The organism is Sphingomonas sp. HMP6, from assembly GCF_013374095.1.
In the GTDB taxonomy this organism is placed as follows: domain Bacteria; phylum Pseudomonadota; class Alphaproteobacteria; order Sphingomonadales; family Sphingomonadaceae; genus Sphingomonas.
The window spans coordinates 2,199,094-2,219,432 of sequence record NZ_AP022672.1 but is presented as its reverse complement, the minus strand read 5'-3'; the positions used below and the strand labels follow the sequence as shown (position 1 = coordinate 2,219,432).

Below are 20,339 nucleotides of genomic sequence, written 5' to 3'. Positions count from 1 at the left end.
GGACAGGATCTGAGACGTCAGCGGCCAGCCGGCAACCATCCCAGATCGAGCCCGGCATAGCGATCGACGAAATTCGCTGCCCGCTCCAGCGCGCGTTCGTCCGTAAAGGTGAAACGGCCCGCTTCACGCGCGAGCATGCCTTCATCCTCTAATTGCCGCAGCATCCGGTTGACGTGGACTGCGGTCAAACCCGTCGCATCGCCAATCTCTTCCTGCGTCAGGCCAAGCGCAAAGCTGGTGCTGATGCCAGCGTCGAGCATCCGCATCCGGTTGCGCAAATCGATCAGGATCGCCGCGACGCGCGCCTTGGCAGAGGTGCGCCCCAGCACCGCCAGACGATCGGTCAGCGCGGCACGCTCGACCTGGTTACATACTATGATGAGCGCCGCGAGCCGTGGATGGTCCGCCAATACCGCCGCGAAGGCGGACCGTTCGAACGGGCAGACCACGCAGTCGGACAAAGCCGAGATCGTCTCGCTCGCCTCGCGATACGCCAGGCCCGATACGGCGATCATGTCCCCCGCGAAATGAAAGCGGAGGATTTGGCGACTGCCATCAACCAGCAGGACCGAAGACATCATCATCCCTGTTCGAAGGATGAACATCTCTCCGGTCGTATCGTTCTCGCGCTGTACCGTGGCCCCGCGTGGGACCGGTCGGGTGCGCTCCTCCAGCAGCTCGAGCGCCCGCCGTTCGTTCGCGGTCAGCACTACCATGTCGCCCAGACGATTGGCGAAACAACTTCCTGACACGCGCGCACCATCCCCCTTGAACGATCTACACAAAGCAGGGCCGCGCCGAGTGTGCATTAAAGTCGATCAACCGGTCACCACCGGCGATCAGTCCGGAGCGGCCCAATCTATCGTGCTTGCGCGGATGTGGTGAGGCGATAAACGAAGCGGATGGATCGCATTCTCATTCGTGGCGGTAACCGCCTGTCGGGGCGCTTGCCCATTTCCGGGGCCAAGAACGCCGCGCTCACGCTGATGCCGTGCGCGCTGCTGACCGAGGAGCCGGTAACGCTGCGCAATCTGCCGCGGCTCGCCGATGTCGACAGCTTCGGGCATTTGCTCAACCAGCTCGGCTGTTCGACCCGGATCGAGGGTGCGCGGCCCGAGGATTTCGGCCGAGTGATGACGATCCGCGCCGGGAAACTCACCGCGACCGAGGCGCCGTATGACATCGTGCGGAAAATGCGCGCGTCGATCCTGGTGCTCGGACCGCTGATTGGGCGCGCGGGCGAGGCGACCGTATCGCTCCCCGGCGGCTGCGCGATCGGCAACCGCCCGATTGATCTGCATTTGAAGGCGCTTGAGGCGATCGGCGCGCAGCTCGAAATGGCGGCGGGCTATGTCAAGGCGACCGCACCGGGCGGGCGGCTGTCGGGGGGCAAATATACCTTCCCGATCGTCTCCGTCGGCGCGACCGAAAATGTCGTAATGGCCGCCGCGCTGGCCAAGGGCGGCAGCCGGATCGAGAATGCCGCGCGCGAACCCGAGATCGTCGATCTGTGCAATCTGCTCGTCGCGATGGGCGCGAAGATTTCCGGCATCGGCACCGAGACGCTGGAGATCGAAGGCGTCGATCGGCTGCACGGTGCGACCTACCGCGTGATGCCCGACCGGATCGAGGCGGGCAGCTATGCCTGTGCGGCGGCGATCACTGGCGGATCGGTCGAACTGCTCGGCGTGAAGCTGTCGGACATGCACGCGACCACCGATGCGCTGATCGCGGCGGGCGTGACGCTGGAGGAGCGCGGTGACAATCTACTCGTCTCCGCCTCCGGCCCGCTACAGCCGCTGACGCTCTCGACCGCGCCCTATCCGGGCTTCGCGACCGACATGCAGGCACAATTCATGGCGATGCTGTGCATGGCACAAGGCGCCAGCGTGCTGACCGAGACGATCTTCGAAAACCGCTACATGCACGTGCCGGAGCTCGCGCGGATGGGCGCGAATATCGAGGTTCACGGCCGTACCGCTGTCGTCCGCGGGGTCGAGCGGCTGACCGGCGCGCCGGTGATGGCGACCGATCTGCGCGCGTCGATGAGTCTGATCATTGCCGGGCTGGTGGCGGATGGTGAGACACAGGTCAGCCGCGTGTACCATCTCGATCGCGGCTATGAGCGGTTGGAAGAGAAGTTGAGCGCGGTCGGGGCGGATATCGAGCGGGTTGGGGACGGCTGAGCCAGTTTCGGTATAGATCCCGTTCGGGCTGAGCTTGTCGAAGCCCCCGCGCCACGTACGGACCGCGCGCCTGTTGAGCGGTGCCCTTCGACAGGCTCAGGGCGAACGGGAGTGGTTACCCTCGCGCCACATAGGCATCAAGCGCCGCGAGATGCCCCGCCACCACATCATCCGGCAGGAAGCTGCCGAGAAAACTGTTGCGCGCCAGCGTGACGAGATCGGCGCGGGGCAGGCCGCGTGCAGCCTCGATCGCGCGGTAATTGTCGGCGACGTACCCGCCGAAATACGCCGGGTCATCCGAATTGATGGTCGCGCGCAACCCTTCCCGGAGCATCCGGTCGATCGGATGCGCGGCCATGTCGCCGACCACGCACAGTTTGAGGTTCGAAAGCGGGCAGACGGTGAGCGTCATCGCCGACCGGGCGAGGCGCGCGACCAGCACCGGGTCCTCCAGGCTGCGATTGCCGTGGTCGAGCCGGTCGATCTCAAGCAGGTCGAGCGCCTGATAGACATAGTCCGGCGGGCCTTCCTCGCCGGCGTGCGCGACCGCTTTCAGCCCGAGCGCGCGGGCGGCGGCGAAGACGCGCACGAATTTTTCGGGCGGATGGCCGAGTTCGGACGAATCGAGCCCGACTGCCGCGATCCGGTCGAGCCACGGGCGCGCCGACTCGAGCGTCTCGAACGCGTCGGCTTCGTCGAGGTGCCGCAGGAAGCTCATGATGAGCTTGGTGGTCATGCCGTGTTTTGCCTCGGCCTCTGCCATCGCAGACAATAGCCCGGTGATGACGGTGTCGAATGCTACGCCGCGCGCGGTGTGCGTCTGCGGATCGAACATGATCTCAGCATGGACCACGCCGTCCGCCGCGGCGCGGTCGAAATAGGCGGCGGCGAGATCGTGGAAGTCCTGCGTGGTGAGCAGCACGGCGGCCCCGGCATAATAAATGTCGAGGAAATCCTGCAACCGCGAAAATTGATAGGCGGCCCGCACTTCCTCGACGTTCGCATAGGGGATTGCGACCGCGTTGCGCTTGGCGAGCGCGAACATCAGTTCGGGCTCGAGGCTGCCCTCGATGTGCAGATGCAGCTCGGCCTTGGGCAGGCTAGCGATGAAATCGGTGGGGGCGGTATGGGGCGTAGACATCGGCCATCCCTACGCTGCAGCCCGCACGAAGTTTAGCGCAAAAGCGATCATCCGGCGGTGTGCTCCTATGTTTACGAGACGTAGAGCCGCCTTGGTTATAAGCAGCGCGGATGAAACGCCTCCCGGTCCTGTTCCTGCTGCTGGCGACGGCTGTCCTGCTCTATGCCGCGTGGATGCCGCTAGCGACGCTCGATCCGCGCAATGTCGGCTGGTTGCTCGACGGGCATGACCATGGGCAAAGCGCGATCGGGCTTGCGGCCTATCTCGCCGGGGGTGGCTGGCCGCCGTTCCACATCGCCTTGCTGTCGGCGCCCGAGGGGACGAGCTTGCTGCTGACCGACAGCATTCCGTTGCTTGGCCTGTTGCTCGGGCCGTTCGCCGGGGTGTTGCCGCCCGGCCTGCAGTTCGTCGGGCCGTGGATGTTCGCGTGTCTGGTGTTGCAACTGCTGTTCGCTTGGGCGTTGGTCCGTCCGCACGCGCCCGATGTGCCGACGGCGTGGTTCGGTACCGTCCTGCTCGCGGCGATGCCGATGCTGTTCAACCGCTATCCCCATGCCAGCCTGTGCGCGCAGTGGCTGATCCTGTGGGCGCTGTGGATCTATGTCGCGCCGCGTCGTGCCGACCGGCCGTGGTGGTGGCTGGCGGTGCTTGGCGTGGCGGCGCTGGTGCACAGCTATCTGTTGCTGATGGTCGCAAGCATCTGGGGCGCATCGCTGCTGCGGCGGCTGATCGAGCGTCGGCAGGTGCGCCCGCTGATTGAGGCAGTGGGGATCATCGGCGTCGTCACGCTGCTCCTCGCGGCGCAGGGGGTGTTTGGCGGCGGGTTCGGTTCGACGCATACTTACGGCGCGTTTCCGATGGCGCTCGATGCGTGGTGGAACCCGGCCAACCCAACCTATTCGGCGCTGCTGCCGTCCTCCCCGCAGGATCACGGCCGCGGGTTCGAAGGGCTGAATTACCTGGGGGCCGGGCTGTTGCTGACGGTGCTGGTCGCGGCGGCGACGCGGCGCGTGGCGCTGCGGCAGCTGCTGTGGTTGCTGCCCGGCTTCGCGGTGCTCGCGCTCGTTGCGATCGGGCCGCAGCCGCTGTTCTTGGGGCAGGCAATTACGACGGTGGATCTGCCCTTATGGGTCACCGATGCGCTTGACCCGGTGCGCGCTTCGGGCAGGCTCGCCTGGCCGCTGACCTATACGCTCGTCTATGCCGCTGTCGTCAGCGTCATGGCGCTCCGCCGCGCGACGCTCTTGCTGGCCGCGGCGGTCGCGCTGCAAGCGATAGATCTGGCCCCGATGCTCACCGCGATCCGTGCTACGGCTGCGCGGGCGAACAGCAGCACTGTTTTCACGCGCACCCCCGACCCGCGCTGGGACAGCTTGATCGCGCGCGCGCGCCAAGTCGATTTCACACCGGCGGATGCGTTCATTAACTTGGAAGTGATGGAGGAGATCACGTGGCGCGCGGTCCGTGCGCGGCGCCCGGTCGGCTTCACCTACACCTCGCGCACCTCGCGCGCGACGAAGTTGCGCACCGCGGCGGATCGTCAGGCCTTCGAACGCGGCGTGGTGAAGCCGGGGCATCTCGTGATCGTCCAAGATGGCGCGGTGCCCGCGACGCTCGCCCTCCGCGCGATGCGGATCGACGGCGTCACGGTTATCGCGCCCTGAGCGATTGGCTCAGATCGCCGCGAGCGCCTGTTCGAAATCCGCGATCAGATCGTCGGCATCCTCCACCCCGATCGAGATCCGCACGAGATTGTCGGTGATGCCGAGCGCCTGCTTGCGCGCGTCGGGCACCGAGAGATGCGTCATCGCCGCCGGGTGCGAGGCGAGCGTCTCGGTCCCGCCGAGCGATACCGCGAGCTTGGCGATCTTCAGCGCATCGAGAAAGGCGAAGGCTTCCTTTTCCCCCCCGTTGACGAGCAGCGAGAAAGTGGAGCCCGCGCCCGTGCAATGCCGTGCGTAAATGTCGGCCTGGCGCTCCATCCCCGGCGTATCGGCAAGGAAGCCGAGATAGCCGACGCGCTCGACCTTGGGATGCTGGCGCAGGTATGCGCAGACCTTGACCGCATTCTCGCCCGCGCGGCTCATGCGGAGTTCGAGCGTTTCGAGGCTGCGCATCAGCATCCAGGCGGTGTTGGGATCGCAGATCGTGCCGATCGTGTTGCGCATCATGCGGATCGTGTTGATGTGCTCCTTCGAGCCGAGCACGCCGCCCGCGACGAGATCGCTATGCCCGCCGGCATATTTGGTGAGCGAATAGACGACGATATCGGCGCCGTGCTGCAGCGGCTTCAGCCACAACGGCCCGAGGAAGGTATTGTCGATCGCGATCGGCGGCTTTTCGCCCGTGAAGATCGCATCGCGGCTGGCGGCGACGGCCTGGATATCGACCAGCGCATTGGTCGGGTTGGCGGGGCTTTCGAGGTAGATCAACGCCACGTTGCCGGCGGTGGACGCTTTAGTGAGCACCGCGTCGATGTCTTCACGCGTCGCGCCTGCCGGAAAATCTAGATAGTTGACGCCGAACTTGCCGAGGATCCGCGCGATCAGCGTCTCGGTTGCCGCATACAGCGGGCCGGAATGGACGATCGTGTCGCCGGGTTTAACCATCGACAGGAACAACGTCGCGATCGCCGACATGCCGGACGAGAAGACCAACGCGTCCTCTGCCTGTTCCCAGACGCCGAGGCGATCTTCGAGGATTTCCTGGTTCGGGCCGTTGAAGCGCGAATAGACGAGGCCTTCGGAGCCGCCGGGGCGCTTGCCCGTCACGCCTTCGAAGTGACGCTTGCCTGCCGCCGCGTTGGGGAAGACGTAGGTCGAGGTGGCGAAGATCGGCGGCTTCAGCGATCCTTCCGAAAGTGCCGGATCATAGCCATGGCCCATCATCAGCGTGGAGGGCTTTAGCTTGCGCTCGCCGATCTTCTCGATCGAAGGCTTGGGCTTGGTGCGCGCGGCGACGCCGGTCAGATCGGCTTCGGTTTCATGCGTTTCGGTCTTCGCCATCGGATCGATCCTTCAAAAATGCTGCGCGACCCTAACGCGGGATAGTCTCAAATGATACCATCTGTGGTCGCGGATCAGAGCCCGATGATCGAAATCTGCCGGCCGTAACCCGGCTCGCCGCGATGCGTCGCGCGGCGGAAGCTGAAGAAGCGCGCTTCGTCGGCATAGGTGTCGAGGCCGAGCATCGCGACGCGGCCGATTCCGGCGCTGGCAAGGCGGTGCGCGACATAGGCCTCCAGATCGAACTGGAAGTGGCCGTCGCGCGCTTCGACGAAAAAGCGTTCATTGGCAGGGTCGTGCGCTTCGAAGCGGTGGGCGAAGGCGTCATCGACCTCATAACTGTTGCGCGCGATACACGGGCCGATCGCGGCGGTGATCCGTTCGCGCTTCGCCCCCAGTGCTTCCATCGCGAGGATCGTCGCGTCGGTGACGCCGCCGATCGCACCCTTCCACCCGGCATGCGCCGCGCCGATCACGCCTGCGTCTTTGTCGGCGAGCAGCACTGGTGCGCAATCGGCGGTGAGGATACCGAGCGCGAGGCCGGGGCGATCGGTCACCAGCGCATCGGCGCGCGGGCGCAGCCGGTCCTCGAAGGGGCTGCGGACCGTCACGCAATCGGCGGAGTGGATTTGATAGAGCGTGACGAGCGCCGCACCCGGCAGCACAGCTTCGCTCGCCAGCCGCCGGTTTTCGGCAACGGCGGCGGCGTCGTCGTCGGAACCGATCCCGACGTTCAGCCCAGCATGGAGTCCGGTGGAAACACCGCCTGTGCGCCCGAGAAAGCCATGCGCCACACCGTCGAGCGTGGCCGCGCGGACGCTCTCGACGCTCACAGCGCCAGCCGCATCAGATTGTCGTCGTCGACCGTCTCACCGACGCGAAACGCGATACGCCCGATATCCTCGAACCCGTATTTCTCGTAAAAGCGGTGCGCGCGGTGATTGTCGACATAGACGCTGAGGATAATCTCCTTCGCGCCGTGGCTGCGGGCATGTTCCAGCGACCAAGCCATCAATTCCTGCGCGACGCCCTGGCCATGCCATGCGCCGAGCACGTAGAATTGGTAGAGTTCGATCGCATCGGGACGCCATTCGCCCGGGAAGGTGACCGGGCCCATTTTGACGAAGCCGATGATCTCGTGGCCACCTTTTTCATTGGCCGACAGCGCGAGCCGGATTGCAAAATCGGGGTCGGACAATTGCGACGGCAAGCCGTTCGCGCCGAACGCTTCGTCGAGGAAGGCGGCGAGGTCGGACTGGCGATAGAGCGTGCCGAACGTCTCGGTAAAGGAGCGCCGCGCCATCGCGGCGAGCGGGGCGCCGTCGATGGTGCGGGCATCGCGATAGGTGATCATGCAAATCCTGCGGGGTTGGGCCAGCCGGGCGCAGTGACGGCGAGGACCTGAAAGAGATTGCCCATGTCCTGCGTCAGGCGCGCTTTGTCCACGGCGATCTGATCGGCGCGGTCGGGCGCGGCCTTGGCGAGCGCCGTGGCGCGCGCGTCGATGCCGAGCGCAGTGAGAAACGCGCCCTGGCCGACCGGACCAGCGACGTGCGCGCGCTCGACCAAAGCGGCGGCGGCGAGCGTGCCGAAATCGACATGCGCGGTCAGATCCTGTTCGCCGGGCGCCTCGAATGGGTTGGCGAATTCATGGCCGCGCACCGCCTGCAGCGTGTCGCCGATCGCCGGGCCGTCATAGCCATAATCGATCGCGAGCAGCGCGCCGCCCTGCGCCACGATCCGCTGCGCCAGACCGCGCAGGATCGCGACGCTGGCGGGGGAGGTTTCGATCACCGATCCGGCGGCGGCATCGCGCAAGGATTCGGGGATGACCGAATCGGGGACTTGCTTGCCCGCGATCGGCAGGAACAGCGTGTCCTGGCACGCCACGAGCCGTTCGAACCAGCCCGCGCTCCCCCGCACTAATTGCCGGATCGGTAGTGCGTCGAAAAATTCGTTGGCGATGACGATCAGCGGACGATCGGTCGGCAGCGTGTCGATCGCGTCGTGCCACGTCGCGTGCGGTATGCGCTCACCCTGGCGGCTGCGCAGTACCGGGCTGGTTTCGACCAGATGCACCGGTGGTGTGAAGCTGGCTTTGGTCATCGCACGCATCGCATCGGCGCTGAGCGTTCCGCGACCGGGGCCGAGTTCCACCCAAGCTGCCTCGGGGCGTCCGGCACGATCCCAAAGGTCTGCGCCCCAAAGCCCGATCAGCTCACCGAACATCTGGCTGATTTCGGGGCTGGTGGTGAAATCCCCGCCAGCGCCCAGTGGATCGCGCGTCGCATAATAATGCTGGTTCGCGGCTGCCATGAACTGCGCGAGCGAGATGGGTCCGGCCAGCGTGATCGCGCGGGCCAGGCGGTCGGCGAGGTTTTCTTCCCCCCTCCCGCTTGCGGGAGGGGCTGGGGACGGGCTCACGCTTTCCCTCGCAGCCTACCGTTTGGGGCTGGCGTCGCGCCCTCCCCCAGCCCCTCCCGCACGCGGGAGGGGAGAAAGAAAGTGCGCCCTCCCCTCACGCGACGCTCTCGCCCCCGGCGATCGGCTCGATGCGGGTACGGCGGCCTTTTGCGGTGACGATCAGGTACAATCCGCCGACGATCATCGGCAGCGTCAGCACCTGACCCATATGGATCGTGTTGGCGAAGAAGCCGCCCGCCCATTCGCGGAATTGCCCGTCGGGCTCGCGAAAATATTCGACCGTGAAGCGCGCGAGGCCGTAGCCGAACAGGAACAGCCCGACGAGCTTGCCCGGCTCATAACGCGCCTTGGTCCGCCAGAAGGCGAACCACAGGATCGCGAACAACGCGAGCCCTTCGAGCCCCGCTTCGTACAATTGGCTCGGATGGCGCGCCGGTTCGATCATACCGGACATGACCGTATCGGGGAATATGATCGCCCACGGAACGTCGCTCGGCTTGCCCCACAATTCGCCATTCACGAAATTGGCGATGCGCCCGAAAAACAGCCCAAACGGCACCGCGCAGGCGAGGTAATCGTGGATTCGCAGCCAATCGAGCTTCTGCTGCCGCGCGAAGAGAATGATACCGATCGATGTGCCGATCATTCCGCCGTGGAACGACATGCCGCCGTCCCACAGCCGGAAGATGCCGAGCGAGAACAGCAATTGCGGGGCGTAGAACGCGGCATAGCCGATCCGTCCGCCCAGGATGATGCCGAGCGTTGCGTAGAACACGAGATCGTCGGCATGGCGCCGCGCCATCGGGCTGCCCGGCTGCGCGATCAGCTTGAGCAGATACCACCAGCCGACGACGATGCCGGTGATGTAGGCGATCGAATACCATTTGATGTCAAAATTAATGATCCAGAAATGAATCGGCAGCGCGACCTTGCTTAAGCCCAAGTCGGTGAAATGCAGGTGCTGGGTGCCGCTCGCTGCAGCGGCATCGATGAGCGGGCCGAGCACCGGTTGAAGATGAGACAGGATCAAGGCTTTTCCCCGGAGGTTTGCGCCTCCATAAAGGCGGTAAGCAATAAGACCAAGTGGAGAGCGTGGATGCCGAGCAAACTGGACCTGCGGATGGATGCTGCGCTGGCCGCGTTGACCGGGGCGGGCGGGCCGCTCGCGCTCGGCTCGGTCAATGTCGGCGGGATCGAGCTGCCGCTGATCACCGGCGTGCCGCAGACGCTGCCGCCCTATTTCGCGCATTATTGCGCCGAACATGCCGACAAGACCTTTCTGGTTGCGGGCGATGAGCGCCTGACCTTCGCCGCCGTCTATGCGGCTGCCGCACAAGTGGCGCGGGCGCTGGTGGCAACGCACGGCGTGCAGCCGGGCGATCGCATCGGCATTGCGATGCGCAATTCGCCGTCGTGGATCGTGCTGTATATGGGCACACTCATGGCGGGCGGCGTTGCGACTCTGCTCAACGGCTGGTGGCAGTCGGTAGAGCTCGCCGCAGCGATGGCCGATGTCGAATGCAGCATCGTCTTCGCCGATCCGCCACGCGCGAAACGGCTCGCGGCGATCCCCGATCTCAAAACCACGGTCGTGACGATCGACGACATGCAGCCCTTGGCAACCGCGCTCGCCGTGCTGACCGCGGCTGGCGACATGACGCTTCCGACGGTCGCGCCGACCGATCCTGCGACGATCCTGTTCACCTCGGGCTCGACCGGCCAGTCGAAGGGCGCAATCAGCGATCACCGCGCGGTGACGCAGGCGGTCTACAATTATCTGGCGCAGGCGCTGGTCATGCTCGGTATTACGACCGCCGACGGCAACCCGCCGGTCGGGCAGCCCGCGACCTTGCTGAACGTGCCTTTGTTCCACGTCACCGCCGAAGTGCCGGTGTTCCTGCAAAGCTTCGCGATGGGGCGCAAACTGGTGCTGATGCCGAAATGGGATGCCGAGGAAGCGATGCGGCTAATCCAGGCCGAGCAGGTCAGTTACTTCGTCGGCGTGCCGCTGATGAGCTTCGAAATCCTGACCCACCCCAAGCGCGGCGACTATGATCTGTCGACCGTGACCGATTTCGCCGCGGGCGGTGCGCCGCGCCCGGTCGAGCATGTCCGCCGCATCGCCGAGGAAATGGGCGGGCCGAAGCCTTTGCTCGGCTATGGCCTGACCGAGACCAACGGCATCGGCTGCGGCAATTTTCGCGACAATTATCTCGACAAGCCCAATTCGACCGGGCGCGCGTCGCTGCCCTTGGTCGATCTCGCGATCCTCGACGGATCGGGCAAGCCGGTCGCACAAGGCGAACGCGGCGAGGTCGCGATCCGCTCGATCTGCAACTTCACCGAATATTACGGGCGGCCCGATGCGACCGAGGCGGCGTTCACGCCCGACCGCTATTTCCTGACCGGCGACATCGGCTATGTCGATTCGGGCGGCTATCTGTTCATCGTCGATCGCAAGAAGGACATCATTATCCGCGGCGGCGAGAATATCTCGTGCCAGGAGGTGGAAGCCGCGATCTACGAACATCCTGCGGTCGCGGAGGCGGCGGTATTCGGCCTGCCCGACGAACGGTTCGGCGAAGTGCCCGGCGCGGTGGTGCTGGCGCGGGCTGGCGAAGCGCTCGACACCGAAGCACTGTGCGCCTTCCTGTTTGCGCATATCGCGGCGTTCAAGGTGCCGCAGCGGATCTGGTTCGTTGATGAGGCGCTCCCGCGGCTGGGGACCGAGAAGATCGACAAGGTGTCGCTGCGGACCAAGTACCGCGAGATCGCGGCGGCGGAGGCGAGCGAGACGGTGGGGGCATAGCGAGCGAACACCTGCCGTTCGTGCTGAGCTTGTCGAAGCACTGCTTGCCCTACGCATGGCGTCGCGTGCGCAGAGGTGCCCTTCGACAGGCTCAGGGCGAACGGAACCGGAGGCGCGGCGTTACCCCGCGTCGCGCGCGCTGCTGATCAGGAGCTTATCGATCCGGCGGCCGTCGAGATCGACCACTTCGAATTTCCAGCCTTGCTCGACAAAGCTCTCGCCCTCGCCCGGCAAATGGCGGAACACCGCGAGCGCGAGGCCCGCGACGGTCGCGTAATCGCGTTCCTCGGGCAGATCGATGCCGAGCCGTTCGGCCAGCGCATCCGCCGCCATATGCCCGGCGACGAGCAGCGATCCGTCGTCGCGCGTCACCACGGTGGGCGCATCTTCCGGGTCGGCGTCGGAGGCGAATTCGCCCGCAATCGCGGCAAGCAGATCGGCGGGCGTCACGATCCCTTCGAAATGGCCATATTCGTCGTGGATTAGCGCCATCGGCACCTCGGCCTGGCGCAGTGCATCGAGCGCGTCCATCGCGTCGATCTGGTCGAGTACGACCGGTGCCTGCCGCATCAGCGTGCGCAGGTCGAGCGGCTCGCCCTTGAACAGCGCGACCGCAATATCGCGCGCCTGCACCACGCCGATGACCGCGTCGACCGATCCTTCGGCGACTGGCAAGCGGCTGTGTGACGCCTCGACCAGCGCAGCACGCAGGCCCGCATCATCGAGCGTGGCGTCGATCCATTCTATGTCTGTTCGGGGCGTCATTACCTCGCGGACGGGGCGATCCGCCAAGCGGACGACGCCCGAGATAATCGAGCGTTCATGTTCCTCGATCACGCCCGATTTGCTCGCTTCGGCGACGATCAGGTGCAGTTCCTCGGCGGTGACATGCTCCTCCGATTCGCGCTTCAGGCCCATCAGGCGGAAGAGCGCGCCGCTCGACGAATCGAGCAGCCACACGACCGGGGCAGCACCCCAGGCGAGCGCCATCAGCGGCCCCGCCATTGCCGCTGCGATCGGCTCGGGCGCGCGCAGCGCGATTTGCTTGGGGACAAGCTCGCCGATGACCAGCGACAGATAGGTGGTGATGCCGATCACGATCGCAAAGCCAAGCGACTGGGTCGCTTCGGCGCTAAGGCCGAGAAATTCCATCCGCGCCGCGACCGGCCCGCCCAGGCTCGCGCCCGAATAGGCACCCGCCAAAATCCCGATCAGGGTGATGCCGACTTGGGTGGTCGACAGGAATTTGCCCGGGTCGGCGGCGAGCGCCATCGCCGCGCGCGCGCCGCGCTTGCCAGTGCGCGCCATCGCCTCCAGCCGTGCTTTCCGCGACGAAACAATCGCCAGTTCGGACATGGCGAAAACGCCGTTCAACACGATCAGCGCGAAGATGATCGCGACGTCGATCCACGGGAAGGGGGGAAGCGGGTGCATAATACTGTGCGCTTCCTTCGCGCGATTCGGGCGAATTCACAACCGTCGCTTTATTTTCGAATGTTGCTGGGGTGCGGGCCTCAGCGCCGCGTGGCAAAGAAATCGCGGAGCAAGGCGGCGGCTTCGCCTTCGCCAAAGCCTGGAAACACTTCCGGCCGGTGGTGGATCGTCGGCTGGCTGAACAGCATCGGGCCATGCTCGACCGCGCCGCCCTTGGGATCACTCGCGCCATAATAGAGCCGCGCGATCCGGGCGTGGGCAATGGCCCCGGCACACATCGCGCACGGCTCCAGCGTCACCCACAAATCGCAATCGCTCAGCCGATCTGAGCCGATCGCCGCCGCTGCCGCGCGAATTGCTAATATCTCGGCATGCGCGGTGGGGTCGTGCAGGGCGCGCGGGGCGTTGGCGGAAGTCGCGATGATTCGCCGGCCCTGCACGACCACCGCCCCGACCGGCACTTCGCCCGCCGCTGCCGCGCTGGCGGCGGCGTCGAGCGCGGCGCGCATGGGGGCAGGGAGCGGGATCATCCGCGCCCCATGCCTTACGCTAGGCGAAACCGCCAGATCGTCGGTGCGATCATCAATGATGTTATTGCGTCGTGACGGTATTGCCGTCCGCGCCGGCCGGCTTGATCACCTTGACGGTCGGCACCTCGACCGTCTTGGTGGTGGTGCCGAATTCGACCGTCGCCATATTGGCGGTCACCTCGGGGGCCTTGCCGCCATTGACGCTGACCGTCGGCAGCGAGCCCGCCTTGCTGTCGATCTTTAGCATGCCGAGTGACACGAGCGCGACGACGACGAGGGCGGCAAGGCCGACCAAAGCCAAAAGGAAACGCATGGGAACTCTCCTGTTATGCCCAGCGAATGGGCCAAATCGATCCGTTACCGTAACCAAACGCCGGGTCCGCGCGATCGTTGCATGACCGATGCGCATTTGGCGAGGCCGGTTTTGCGCTCAGGCCGCACGCGATGTTGACCTGCCCCCCGCCTTTCGGTATGCGCCCCGCCTTCACGAGCCTCATTACGGGCTCGCTCATCGACTCAGGAATTCACGATGGCCCGCATTTGCGAACTGACCGGCAAGGGCCGGATGGTGGGAAACAACGTCTCCCACGCCAATAACAAGACCAAGCGCACGTTCCTGCCGAACCTGCAGAACGTCACGCTGATTTCGGATGCGCTGGGTACCAGCGTTAAGTTGCGCGTTTCGGCCCATGGGCTGCGTTCGGTCGAGCATGTCGGCGGGCTGGACAATTGGCTGGTCAAGACGACCAACGACAAGCTCTCGCTGCGGGCACGCCGCTTGAAGCGCGATGTGTCGAAGAAGCTGACCGCAGCCATCTCGGCTGCCGCTTAATCCTTATTTCGCCCGGTTCCGCTGCGGTGGAACCGGGTCGAGCCTGAATTTCAGCAGCAGGCTGCGCTGAACCGGAAGCTGGTTGTCATCGGACACCAGCCAGAGGATTGTCGCGCGCCCTTCGCGCGTTGCGGCGACCCCTTCGAAATTGTCGTGGATGAGTGGTGCCGCGAGCGTCGCGATGTCGCGACCGCGCACTGTCGCGCCGGGCCGGACTTGCGCCGGGTCGACCACGCTCAGCACGCTCGAAAAACGCGCCCAGCGAAACCCCCGATTCAGGATCAGCCAGCGCCCATCGGGCAGCACGGTCATGTCGCTCGGATCATAGCCTTGTGGCGGCAGATAATTGAAGCGGAAGCCGCTGCGCGGGTGGAGGACAGGATCGCCGTAGAAGACGATGCCTGCGCGCCCCGGCTTGCCGGGCCATGGGCGCTGCTCGCCGATCGTGGCCATCCCACCGCCGGGCAGCAGCGTCATCGCCTCTGGCCCTGCATTCTCGCCCCAATCGTGCATCGCGGGCGGGCTGACGCGCGCCTCGGCCCGGGCGAAACCGGGGGCATAGCGCCAGAAGGCGTTCGCATTCTCGAACCCGACCCAGATTGCGCCGGTCTTTGGATCGACGCTCATCGATTCGCTGTCGCGACTCCGCTTCGACCAGCCGGTGCCCGGCCCGCCGGGCAAATCGCCGAACTCGGCCGCGCGGACTTTCCAGTCGGACCCCAACACGAATCGCACGATATTGCCGCCATCGCTCAACAAGGTGAAGTGATCGCCAGCGATGGAAAGGGAGGAATAGCCGCCAAAGGCCGGGTCATGGCTCGAGAGTTTGATCCCGCCGAGCCACACCAGATCGCCGACGCGGCGACGGCGCGAATCGTCGCGATCGAGCATAACCGGCGTCGCGCGCATGTCTGCCCGCTTCCCCAGCACCGGGCGATGCACCGGTCGCGTTCCTTCGGGAACGAGGAACAGCACAAGTAGGAGCGACCAGAATATCCGCATTGCCTGCCCCTGCGGGAGCCGAAGGCATCGCGCAACCATCGTCTCCCCACCGGGCGTGATGAACGGCGGCTAACAACCTCATTCAGCCTCGTCTCAGTGCGACTCGGCCATAACCGCATCATCGGACACAGCCCAACCGGCCCCGAACAGGAGACGTACCATGATGAAGAAGCTCACGCTCGCCGCCACCGCGCTGGCCATGACCGCGACCGGTTTGGCCGCAACGCCCGCCGCCGCACAGCGCTACGACAACAGCCAGTCCTATGCCTATGATCAGGCGTATAGCGACGGCTACAATCGCGACGATGTTCAGTATCGTCGCGATTACCGGGACGACCGGCGCGATGATCGCCGTTACGACCGGCGCGATGATCGCCGCCAGTATCAGGACCGCCGCTATTACAACCAGTCGCGCAACCGCTGCCGTAGCGACCAGGGCACGATCATCGGCGCGATTGCGGGCGGTCTGCTCGGCAACGTGATCGCCGGGCGTGGCGACCGAACGCTCGGCACCGTGCTTGGGGCAGGTGGTGGTGCGCTTGCGGGCCGCGCGATCGATCGGGATGGGTGCCGGCGGTAAGGGCGCAGGGGCGGCTACGTCCGCCCCTATGCTCGCCTAAGCGAGCAGCGCCCTTACCGGACGGCGGGTCGCCCTAGCGAACCCGACCGACGGCGGCTTTGCCGACCGGCGTTGAACAGTTTCACAGGTACCCCCGTGTTGCGCAGCCGGGGGGCGGGGCCGGCCTTTCCTCGAGAAGGCCGGCCCCGTTTGGTTTTTCTCCGGGGGCGCCGACGGCAAAGCCGTCGGCCGGATCGGGGCGCTGCCCCGTCCGTCGTCCGTGCCGGTTCGTGCGCTGCGCGCAGCGGCGCGGGCGTGGCCGCGCCTCGAACCGTCAGTACATGTGCTGCCCGCCGTTGATCGACAGCGTTGACCCGGTCACGAACCCACCCGAATCGCAGCACAGGAACGTCACAGCGCGCGCGATCTCGGTCGCCTGGCCGAGCCGCCCGACCGGGATCTTCGCGACGATCTTCTCCAGCACGTCGGCGGGCACCGCCGCGACCATGTCGGTGTCGATATAGCCCGGTGCGATCGCGTTGACCGTCACGTTGAACTTCGCGCCTTCCTGCGCCAGCGCCTTGGTGAAGCCGTGAATGCCCGATTTGGCGGCGGCGTAATTGACTTGGCCATATTGCCCGGCTTGGCCGTTGATCGACCCGATGTTGACGATCCGGCCCCATTTGCGCTCGCGCATGCCCGGGAACACGCCCTTGGCCATGTTGAAGCAGCCGCCGAGATTGGTGTCGATCACCTCTTTCCACGCCTGATAGGTGAGCTTCATGATCGTGCCGTCGCGCGTGATGCCGGCATTGTTGACCAGCACGTCGACCGGCCCGAGATCGGCGGCGACGCGGGCGCAGCCGTCCTGGCAGGCGTCATAATCGGCGACATCCCATTTATAGGCGGCGATCCCGGTGCGTTCGGTAAACTCGCGGGCGCGCTCGTCATTGCCGGCATAGGTTGCCGCGACGGTCATACCCGCCTCTTTCAGGCCAAGGCTGATCGCCTCGCCGATGCCGCGTGTTCCGCCGGTTACGATTGCCACGCGTGCCATATGTCTCTCCTCCTTGGATCTTCGTCCGCGAAGGTACGCTAGGCGGGCGCGACCCACCCTTCAAGTTCCCGTGCGAGTAAAGTCTGTAACATATCAATGCCGATATCGCTGTCGTTAAGGCACGGAATATAGGCGAAGTGCGTCCCGCCTTTCTCCTCAAAGCTCTCGCGCCCGCGAATCGCAAGTTCTTCGAGCGTTTCGAGACAATCGGCCGAGAAACCCGGTGCGAAGATGGCGATCTTGGTGATGCCCTTTTCGGGCAGTTCCTCAAGCGTGGTGTCGGTCGCGGGATCGAGCCATTTCGCACGTCCGAAGCGCGACTGGAACGAGACGACGAGCGGCTTGCCCAGCCGCTCGCCCAACAACCGCCCGGTCTTCTGGCAATGGCAGTGATAGGGATCGCCCAGTTCTAGCGTGCGCTCCGGCATCCCGTGGAAGCTGGCGACGATCGCTTGCGGTTCGAAATCGAGCTTCGCCACCGCCGCCTCGATCGATTCGGCGAGCGCGTCGATATAGGCGGGGTCGTCATAATATGGCGGCAGCGTGCGAATCGCCGGCTGCCAGCGCATCTTCGCGAGCTTTTCGAACACCTTGTCGTTGGCGGTCGCGGTGGTGGCACCACAATATTGCGGGTAGAGCGGCGCGATCAGGATGCGGTCGCAGCCGGCGTCCTTCATCGCCTGTATGCGCTCGGGAATCGACGGCCTGCCGTAACGCATCGCCCAATCGACCATCACGTTGGGCCCAAACGCGCCCTGCAACGCGGTATTCTGCGCCTTGGTGATGGCAGCGAGCGGCGAACCGTCGTCGCTCCACACTTGCGCATAGGCCTCGGCCGATTTGGCGGGGCGCGTGTTGAGGATGATGCCACGCAGAATCGGCTGCCACAGGATCGACGGAATTTCGACGACGCGCTTGTCCGACAGGAATTCGAGCAGATACCGCTTAACCGATTTTACGTCCGGCCCGTCGGGCGTGCCGAGATTGGTGAGCAACACGCCGACCTTGCGGGTGCGCACCGGCGGATGCTCCGGGGGGAGCAGCTCGGGAGGAAGGGGAGGCGGAAGAACAGGCGGCATCAGACGGTTCCGGGAACGAGCGGCAGGCTCCGCAAGCGTCCCCCCGTAGCGGCTTGCAGCGCGTTGGCAATCGCCGGTGCAACCGGGGGCACCGCAAGTTCGCTCACGCCACCCGGTTCGGCCTCGCTCGGGATCAGTTCGACCGTGATGTCGGGCGTGTCAGCAAGCCGCGGCAGGCCGAGCGCGCCGAAGCTCCGCGCCTGTGCCAGATTCGCTTTGAACCCGATTCCACCGCCGATCGCGGCGGCCATGCCGAACAGCAGCCCGCCTTCGATTTGTTGTTTGACGATGTCGGGATTGACGTGCCGCCCGCAATCGACCGCCGCGACGATTCGGTCGACGCTGACCGCTTGTCCTTCCCCGACATGCGCTTCGACCAGCACCGCGATGTGGCTCCCGCGAAAGCTGTGGCAGGCGATGCCCTGGCCGCTACCCGCGACGCCGCCCTCCCAGCCGCCGAGTGACGCGGCGGTCGACAGGCAGCGCGCGAGCCGCGCATCGCCACCGAGCATCCCGATGCGATAGGACAGTGCTTCGGTGCCCGCCATGTGCGCGAGTTCATCGAGAAAACATTCGGTGAAAAAGGCGGTGTAACTGTGCGCGCCCGATCGCCAATGTCCGGTCGGCACGCCGATCTCGGCCGGGTGGTGATCGATCGCATAGGCCGGGATGCGATACATCGGCTTCGCGCCCGCGACGGCATAGCGATCGCTCGCCCCGGCCAGCGACAGCGCCGTGCTGAAGCCGCGATCCTGCGCGAGCAGGCGGCGGGCAAGCTGCTGCCCGGTGGCGGGGGCAGCGATCTTCGCCTGCCAGCCGAGAATTTGTCCGTTCGCGCCGAGGCGTGCGTTCATCCGCGCGCGCGCTGGCGGACGGAAGCGATCGTGCAGCAAATCCTCCGCACGGCTCCACACCAATTGCACCGGGCGGTTGAGCGTCTTGGCGAGCACCGCTGCCTGCGCCGCGCACTGCGTTTCCAGATTCGCGCCGAACGACCCGCCGATCAGCATCGGGTGCACCAGCACCGCATCCTCGGACAAGCCGATCGCGGCGGCCGCTGCGGCGCGGGCCAGACCGGGGGCTTGGGTCGGCAACCATAGATCGAGCTTGCCGCCGCGCAGCTGCGCGGTCGCGGTCATCGTCTCGATCGCGGCATGGGGGGCGAGGCCGACCTGATAGTCCGCCGTGACCAGCTTGGCGTCCTTGAACGCCGCCGCCACATCGCCGGCTTGGGCGAGTCGCGTGCCCGGCGCGTCGAGCGCGGCTTTCAGCGCAGCCGCGATGCTGGCATCGTCGATTCGGCCCCCGCGCGTTTCGAAACGCGGGGCCATCGCGTCGAGCGCCGCGTTCGCTGCCCACCAGCTATTGCCGACCGCCGCGACCCATTGGTCGTTGGTGACGACGTGCCGCACGCCCGAAATCCGGTCCGCCGCCGCGCGGTCGACGCGCACCAGCTTGCTGTCGCCGACCGGCCCCTGGCGAATGCTGGCGAAGAGCATGTCGGGCAAGCGGATGTCGCCCGCGAAATTGGCGGAGCCGTCGATCTTCGACGGGGCATCAAGGCGGGGGAGCGATTGGCCGTAGAGGCGGTTGGCAGTATCGCCGCGCAACGGCAGCGGATCGGGCAATGCGGTATCGCCGAAGTCGCGCGCTGCCTCTGCCGCCAGCTCGGCGAAGCGCAGCCGGTCCTTGCCGTGCGTGACGAAGCCGTCGCCGGTCGCGCAGGTCTGCCACTCGACCTTCCAGCGTGCGGCGGCTGCCTTGCACAACAGGATCCGCGCCGCCGCGCCCGCCGCGCGGAGCGGATCCTCGAAAGCGCGTACCGAGCTCGATCCGCCGGTGAACCTCAAGCCGATCTGCACTGCATGGGCGTCGCGCCATGCTTTCATCAGAGCATCGTCGCCGCCCTCGAACAGTTCCTCCGCCCCGAACGGATTGGCGTAGAGCGGATTGAGCGGGGCCGGTTCGACCGCGACGGTGCGCCAATCCGCGCCCAGCTCATCCGCGACGATCTGGGGAAGGGTGGTGTAGACGCCCTGGCCATGCTCGGCCTGCGGCACCGCGACCGCGACATGGCCGTCATCGCCGATCTTGATCCACGCGCCAAACACCGTCTCGCCCTGGTCGGCGGTGAGATTGGGCAGATATTTCCGCGGCCACAGGTTCCACGCGACGACCAGCCCGATCCCGGCGCCACCGCCGATCAGCAGCGTGCGGCGGTCGATCCGGGGAAGCGAAGGCGCGGGCATTGCCTTGCTGTATCGCGGCTGTGCAGGCGGCG

19 protein-coding genes are annotated in these 20,339 nt (G+C 65.8%); 5 read left to right on the top strand and 14 right to left on the bottom strand.

Annotated features, from left to right (window positions below; genetic code table 11):
* Positions 1–17: 17 nt before the first annotated feature.
* Complete coding sequence (locus HMP06_RS10825) at positions 18–716, bottom strand: Crp/Fnr family transcriptional regulator (RefSeq protein ID WP_176498486.1); 699 nt, start codon at positions 714–716, stop codon at positions 18–20.
* Positions 717–902: 186 nt separating this feature from the next.
* Here HMP06_RS10825 and murA point away from each other — a divergent pair, with 186 nt between their 5' ends.
* Positions 903–2,186 (top strand): UDP-N-acetylglucosamine 1-carboxyvinyltransferase, encoded by a 1,284-nt coding sequence (murA, locus tag HMP06_RS10820; RefSeq protein ID WP_176497097.1) that lies wholly within the window; start codon positions 903–905, stop codon positions 2,184–2,186.
* Between the two features lie 115 nt (positions 2,187–2,301).
* Here murA and HMP06_RS10815 read toward each other — a convergent pair whose 3' ends face one another.
* Positions 2,302–3,327: an adenosine deaminase gene (locus HMP06_RS10815; protein WP_176497096.1), complete on the bottom strand. Its 1,026-nt coding sequence runs from the start codon at positions 3,325–3,327 to the stop codon at positions 2,302–2,304.
* A gap of 110 nt (positions 3,328–3,437) precedes the next feature.
* Here HMP06_RS10815 and HMP06_RS10810 point away from each other — a divergent pair, with 110 nt between their 5' ends.
* Complete coding sequence (locus tag HMP06_RS10810) at positions 3,438–4,991, top strand: DUF6311 domain-containing protein (protein ID WP_176497095.1); 1,554 nt, start codon at positions 3,438–3,440, stop codon at positions 4,989–4,991.
* A 9-nt stretch (positions 4,992–5,000) separates the two neighbouring features.
* Here HMP06_RS10810 and HMP06_RS10805 read toward each other — a convergent pair whose 3' ends face one another.
* The 5 genes from HMP06_RS10805 to lgt all read right to left on the bottom strand — a co-directional run bounded on the left by HMP06_RS10805 (position 5,001) and on the right by lgt (position 9,783).
* Positions 5,001–6,332, bottom strand: a complete 1,332-nt coding sequence (locus HMP06_RS10805) for a cystathionine gamma-synthase family protein (RefSeq protein ID WP_176497094.1) — start codon at positions 6,330–6,332, stop codon at positions 5,001–5,003.
* A 74-nt stretch (positions 6,333–6,406) separates the two neighbouring features.
* Positions 6,407–7,165 (bottom strand): peptidoglycan editing factor PgeF, encoded by a 759-nt coding sequence (pgeF, locus tag HMP06_RS10800; RefSeq protein ID WP_176497093.1) that lies wholly within the window; start codon positions 7,163–7,165, stop codon positions 6,407–6,409.
* Positions 7,162–7,686, bottom strand: coding sequence for a GNAT family N-acetyltransferase (locus HMP06_RS10795; protein ID WP_176497092.1), 525 nt, complete (start codon positions 7,684–7,686; stop codon positions 7,162–7,164). Before HMP06_RS10795 ends, pgeF begins: the two co-directional genes overlap by 4 nt.
* Entirely contained in the window at positions 7,683–8,648 is a 966-nt protein-coding gene (locus HMP06_RS10790; RefSeq protein ID WP_176497091.1) for a class I SAM-dependent methyltransferase, read from the bottom strand. The genes HMP06_RS10795 and HMP06_RS10790 overlap by 4 nt, the downstream gene beginning before the upstream one ends.
* A 202-nt stretch (positions 8,649–8,850) precedes the next feature.
* Complete coding sequence (gene lgt, locus HMP06_RS10785; protein ID WP_443026513.1) at positions 8,851–9,783, bottom strand: prolipoprotein diacylglyceryl transferase; 933 nt, start codon at positions 9,781–9,783, stop codon at positions 8,851–8,853.
* Positions 9,784–9,852: 69 nt separating this feature from the next.
* On the opposite strand from lgt, the gene HMP06_RS10780 reads away from it, so the two are divergent.
* A complete protein-coding gene (locus HMP06_RS10780; RefSeq protein ID WP_176497089.1) occupies positions 9,853–11,565 on the top strand; it encodes a class I adenylate-forming enzyme family protein in 1,713 nt (570 codons plus the stop codon).
* A 120-nt stretch (positions 11,566–11,685) separates the two neighbouring features.
* On the opposite strand, the gene HMP06_RS10775 is transcribed toward HMP06_RS10780, so the two are convergent.
* The 3 genes from HMP06_RS10775 to HMP06_RS10765 form a co-directional block, all read right to left on the bottom strand.
* Positions 11,686–12,999, bottom strand: coding sequence for a hemolysin family protein (locus HMP06_RS10775; RefSeq protein ID WP_176497088.1), 1,314 nt, complete (start codon positions 12,997–12,999; stop codon positions 11,686–11,688).
* Between the two features lie 80 nt (positions 13,000–13,079).
* A complete protein-coding gene (locus HMP06_RS10770) occupies positions 13,080–13,508 on the bottom strand; it encodes a nucleoside deaminase (RefSeq protein WP_176498485.1) in 429 nt (142 codons plus the stop codon).
* A gap of 82 nt (positions 13,509–13,590) precedes the next feature.
* Positions 13,591–13,842, bottom strand: coding sequence for a hypothetical protein (locus HMP06_RS10765; RefSeq protein WP_176497087.1), 252 nt, complete (start codon positions 13,840–13,842; stop codon positions 13,591–13,593).
* Between the two features lie 216 nt (positions 13,843–14,058).
* Between HMP06_RS10765 and rpmB the strand changes: the two genes are divergently transcribed.
* Complete coding sequence (rpmB, locus tag HMP06_RS10760; protein ID WP_176497086.1) at positions 14,059–14,361, top strand: 50S ribosomal protein L28; 303 nt, start codon at positions 14,059–14,061, stop codon at positions 14,359–14,361.
* A gap of 3 nt (positions 14,362–14,364) precedes the next feature.
* Here rpmB and HMP06_RS10755 read toward each other — a convergent pair whose 3' ends face one another.
* Positions 14,365–15,363: an esterase-like activity of phytase family protein gene (locus HMP06_RS10755; RefSeq protein ID WP_176497085.1), complete on the bottom strand. Its 999-nt coding sequence runs from the start codon at positions 15,361–15,363 to the stop codon at positions 14,365–14,367.
* A 160-nt stretch (positions 15,364–15,523) separates the two neighbouring features.
* Between HMP06_RS10755 and HMP06_RS10750 the strand changes: the two genes are divergently transcribed.
* A complete protein-coding gene (locus HMP06_RS10750) occupies positions 15,524–15,943 on the top strand; it encodes a glycine zipper 2TM domain-containing protein (protein ID WP_176497084.1) in 420 nt (139 codons plus the stop codon).
* 313 nt (positions 15,944–16,256) lie between these two features.
* On the opposite strand, the gene phbB is transcribed toward HMP06_RS10750, so the two are convergent.
* Genes phbB through HMP06_RS10735 form a run of 3 tightly spaced genes read right to left on the bottom strand, consistent with a single transcriptional unit; the run spans position 16,257 to position 20,307 of the window.
* Positions 16,257–16,979, bottom strand: coding sequence for an acetoacetyl-CoA reductase (gene phbB, locus HMP06_RS10745; RefSeq protein WP_176497083.1), 723 nt, complete (start codon positions 16,977–16,979; stop codon positions 16,257–16,259).
* Between the two features lie 38 nt (positions 16,980–17,017).
* The gene (gene hemH, locus HMP06_RS10740; RefSeq protein WP_176497082.1) at positions 17,018–18,058 is read right to left on the bottom strand and encodes a ferrochelatase; all 1,041 of its coding nucleotides are present in this window, start codon (positions 18,056–18,058) and stop codon (positions 17,018–17,020) included.
* Entirely contained in the window at positions 18,058–20,307 is a 2,250-nt protein-coding gene (locus HMP06_RS10735; RefSeq protein WP_176497081.1) for a xanthine dehydrogenase family protein molybdopterin-binding subunit, read from the bottom strand. Before HMP06_RS10735 ends, hemH begins: the two co-directional genes overlap by 1 nt.
* Between the last annotated feature and the right edge of the window lie 32 nt (positions 20,308–20,339).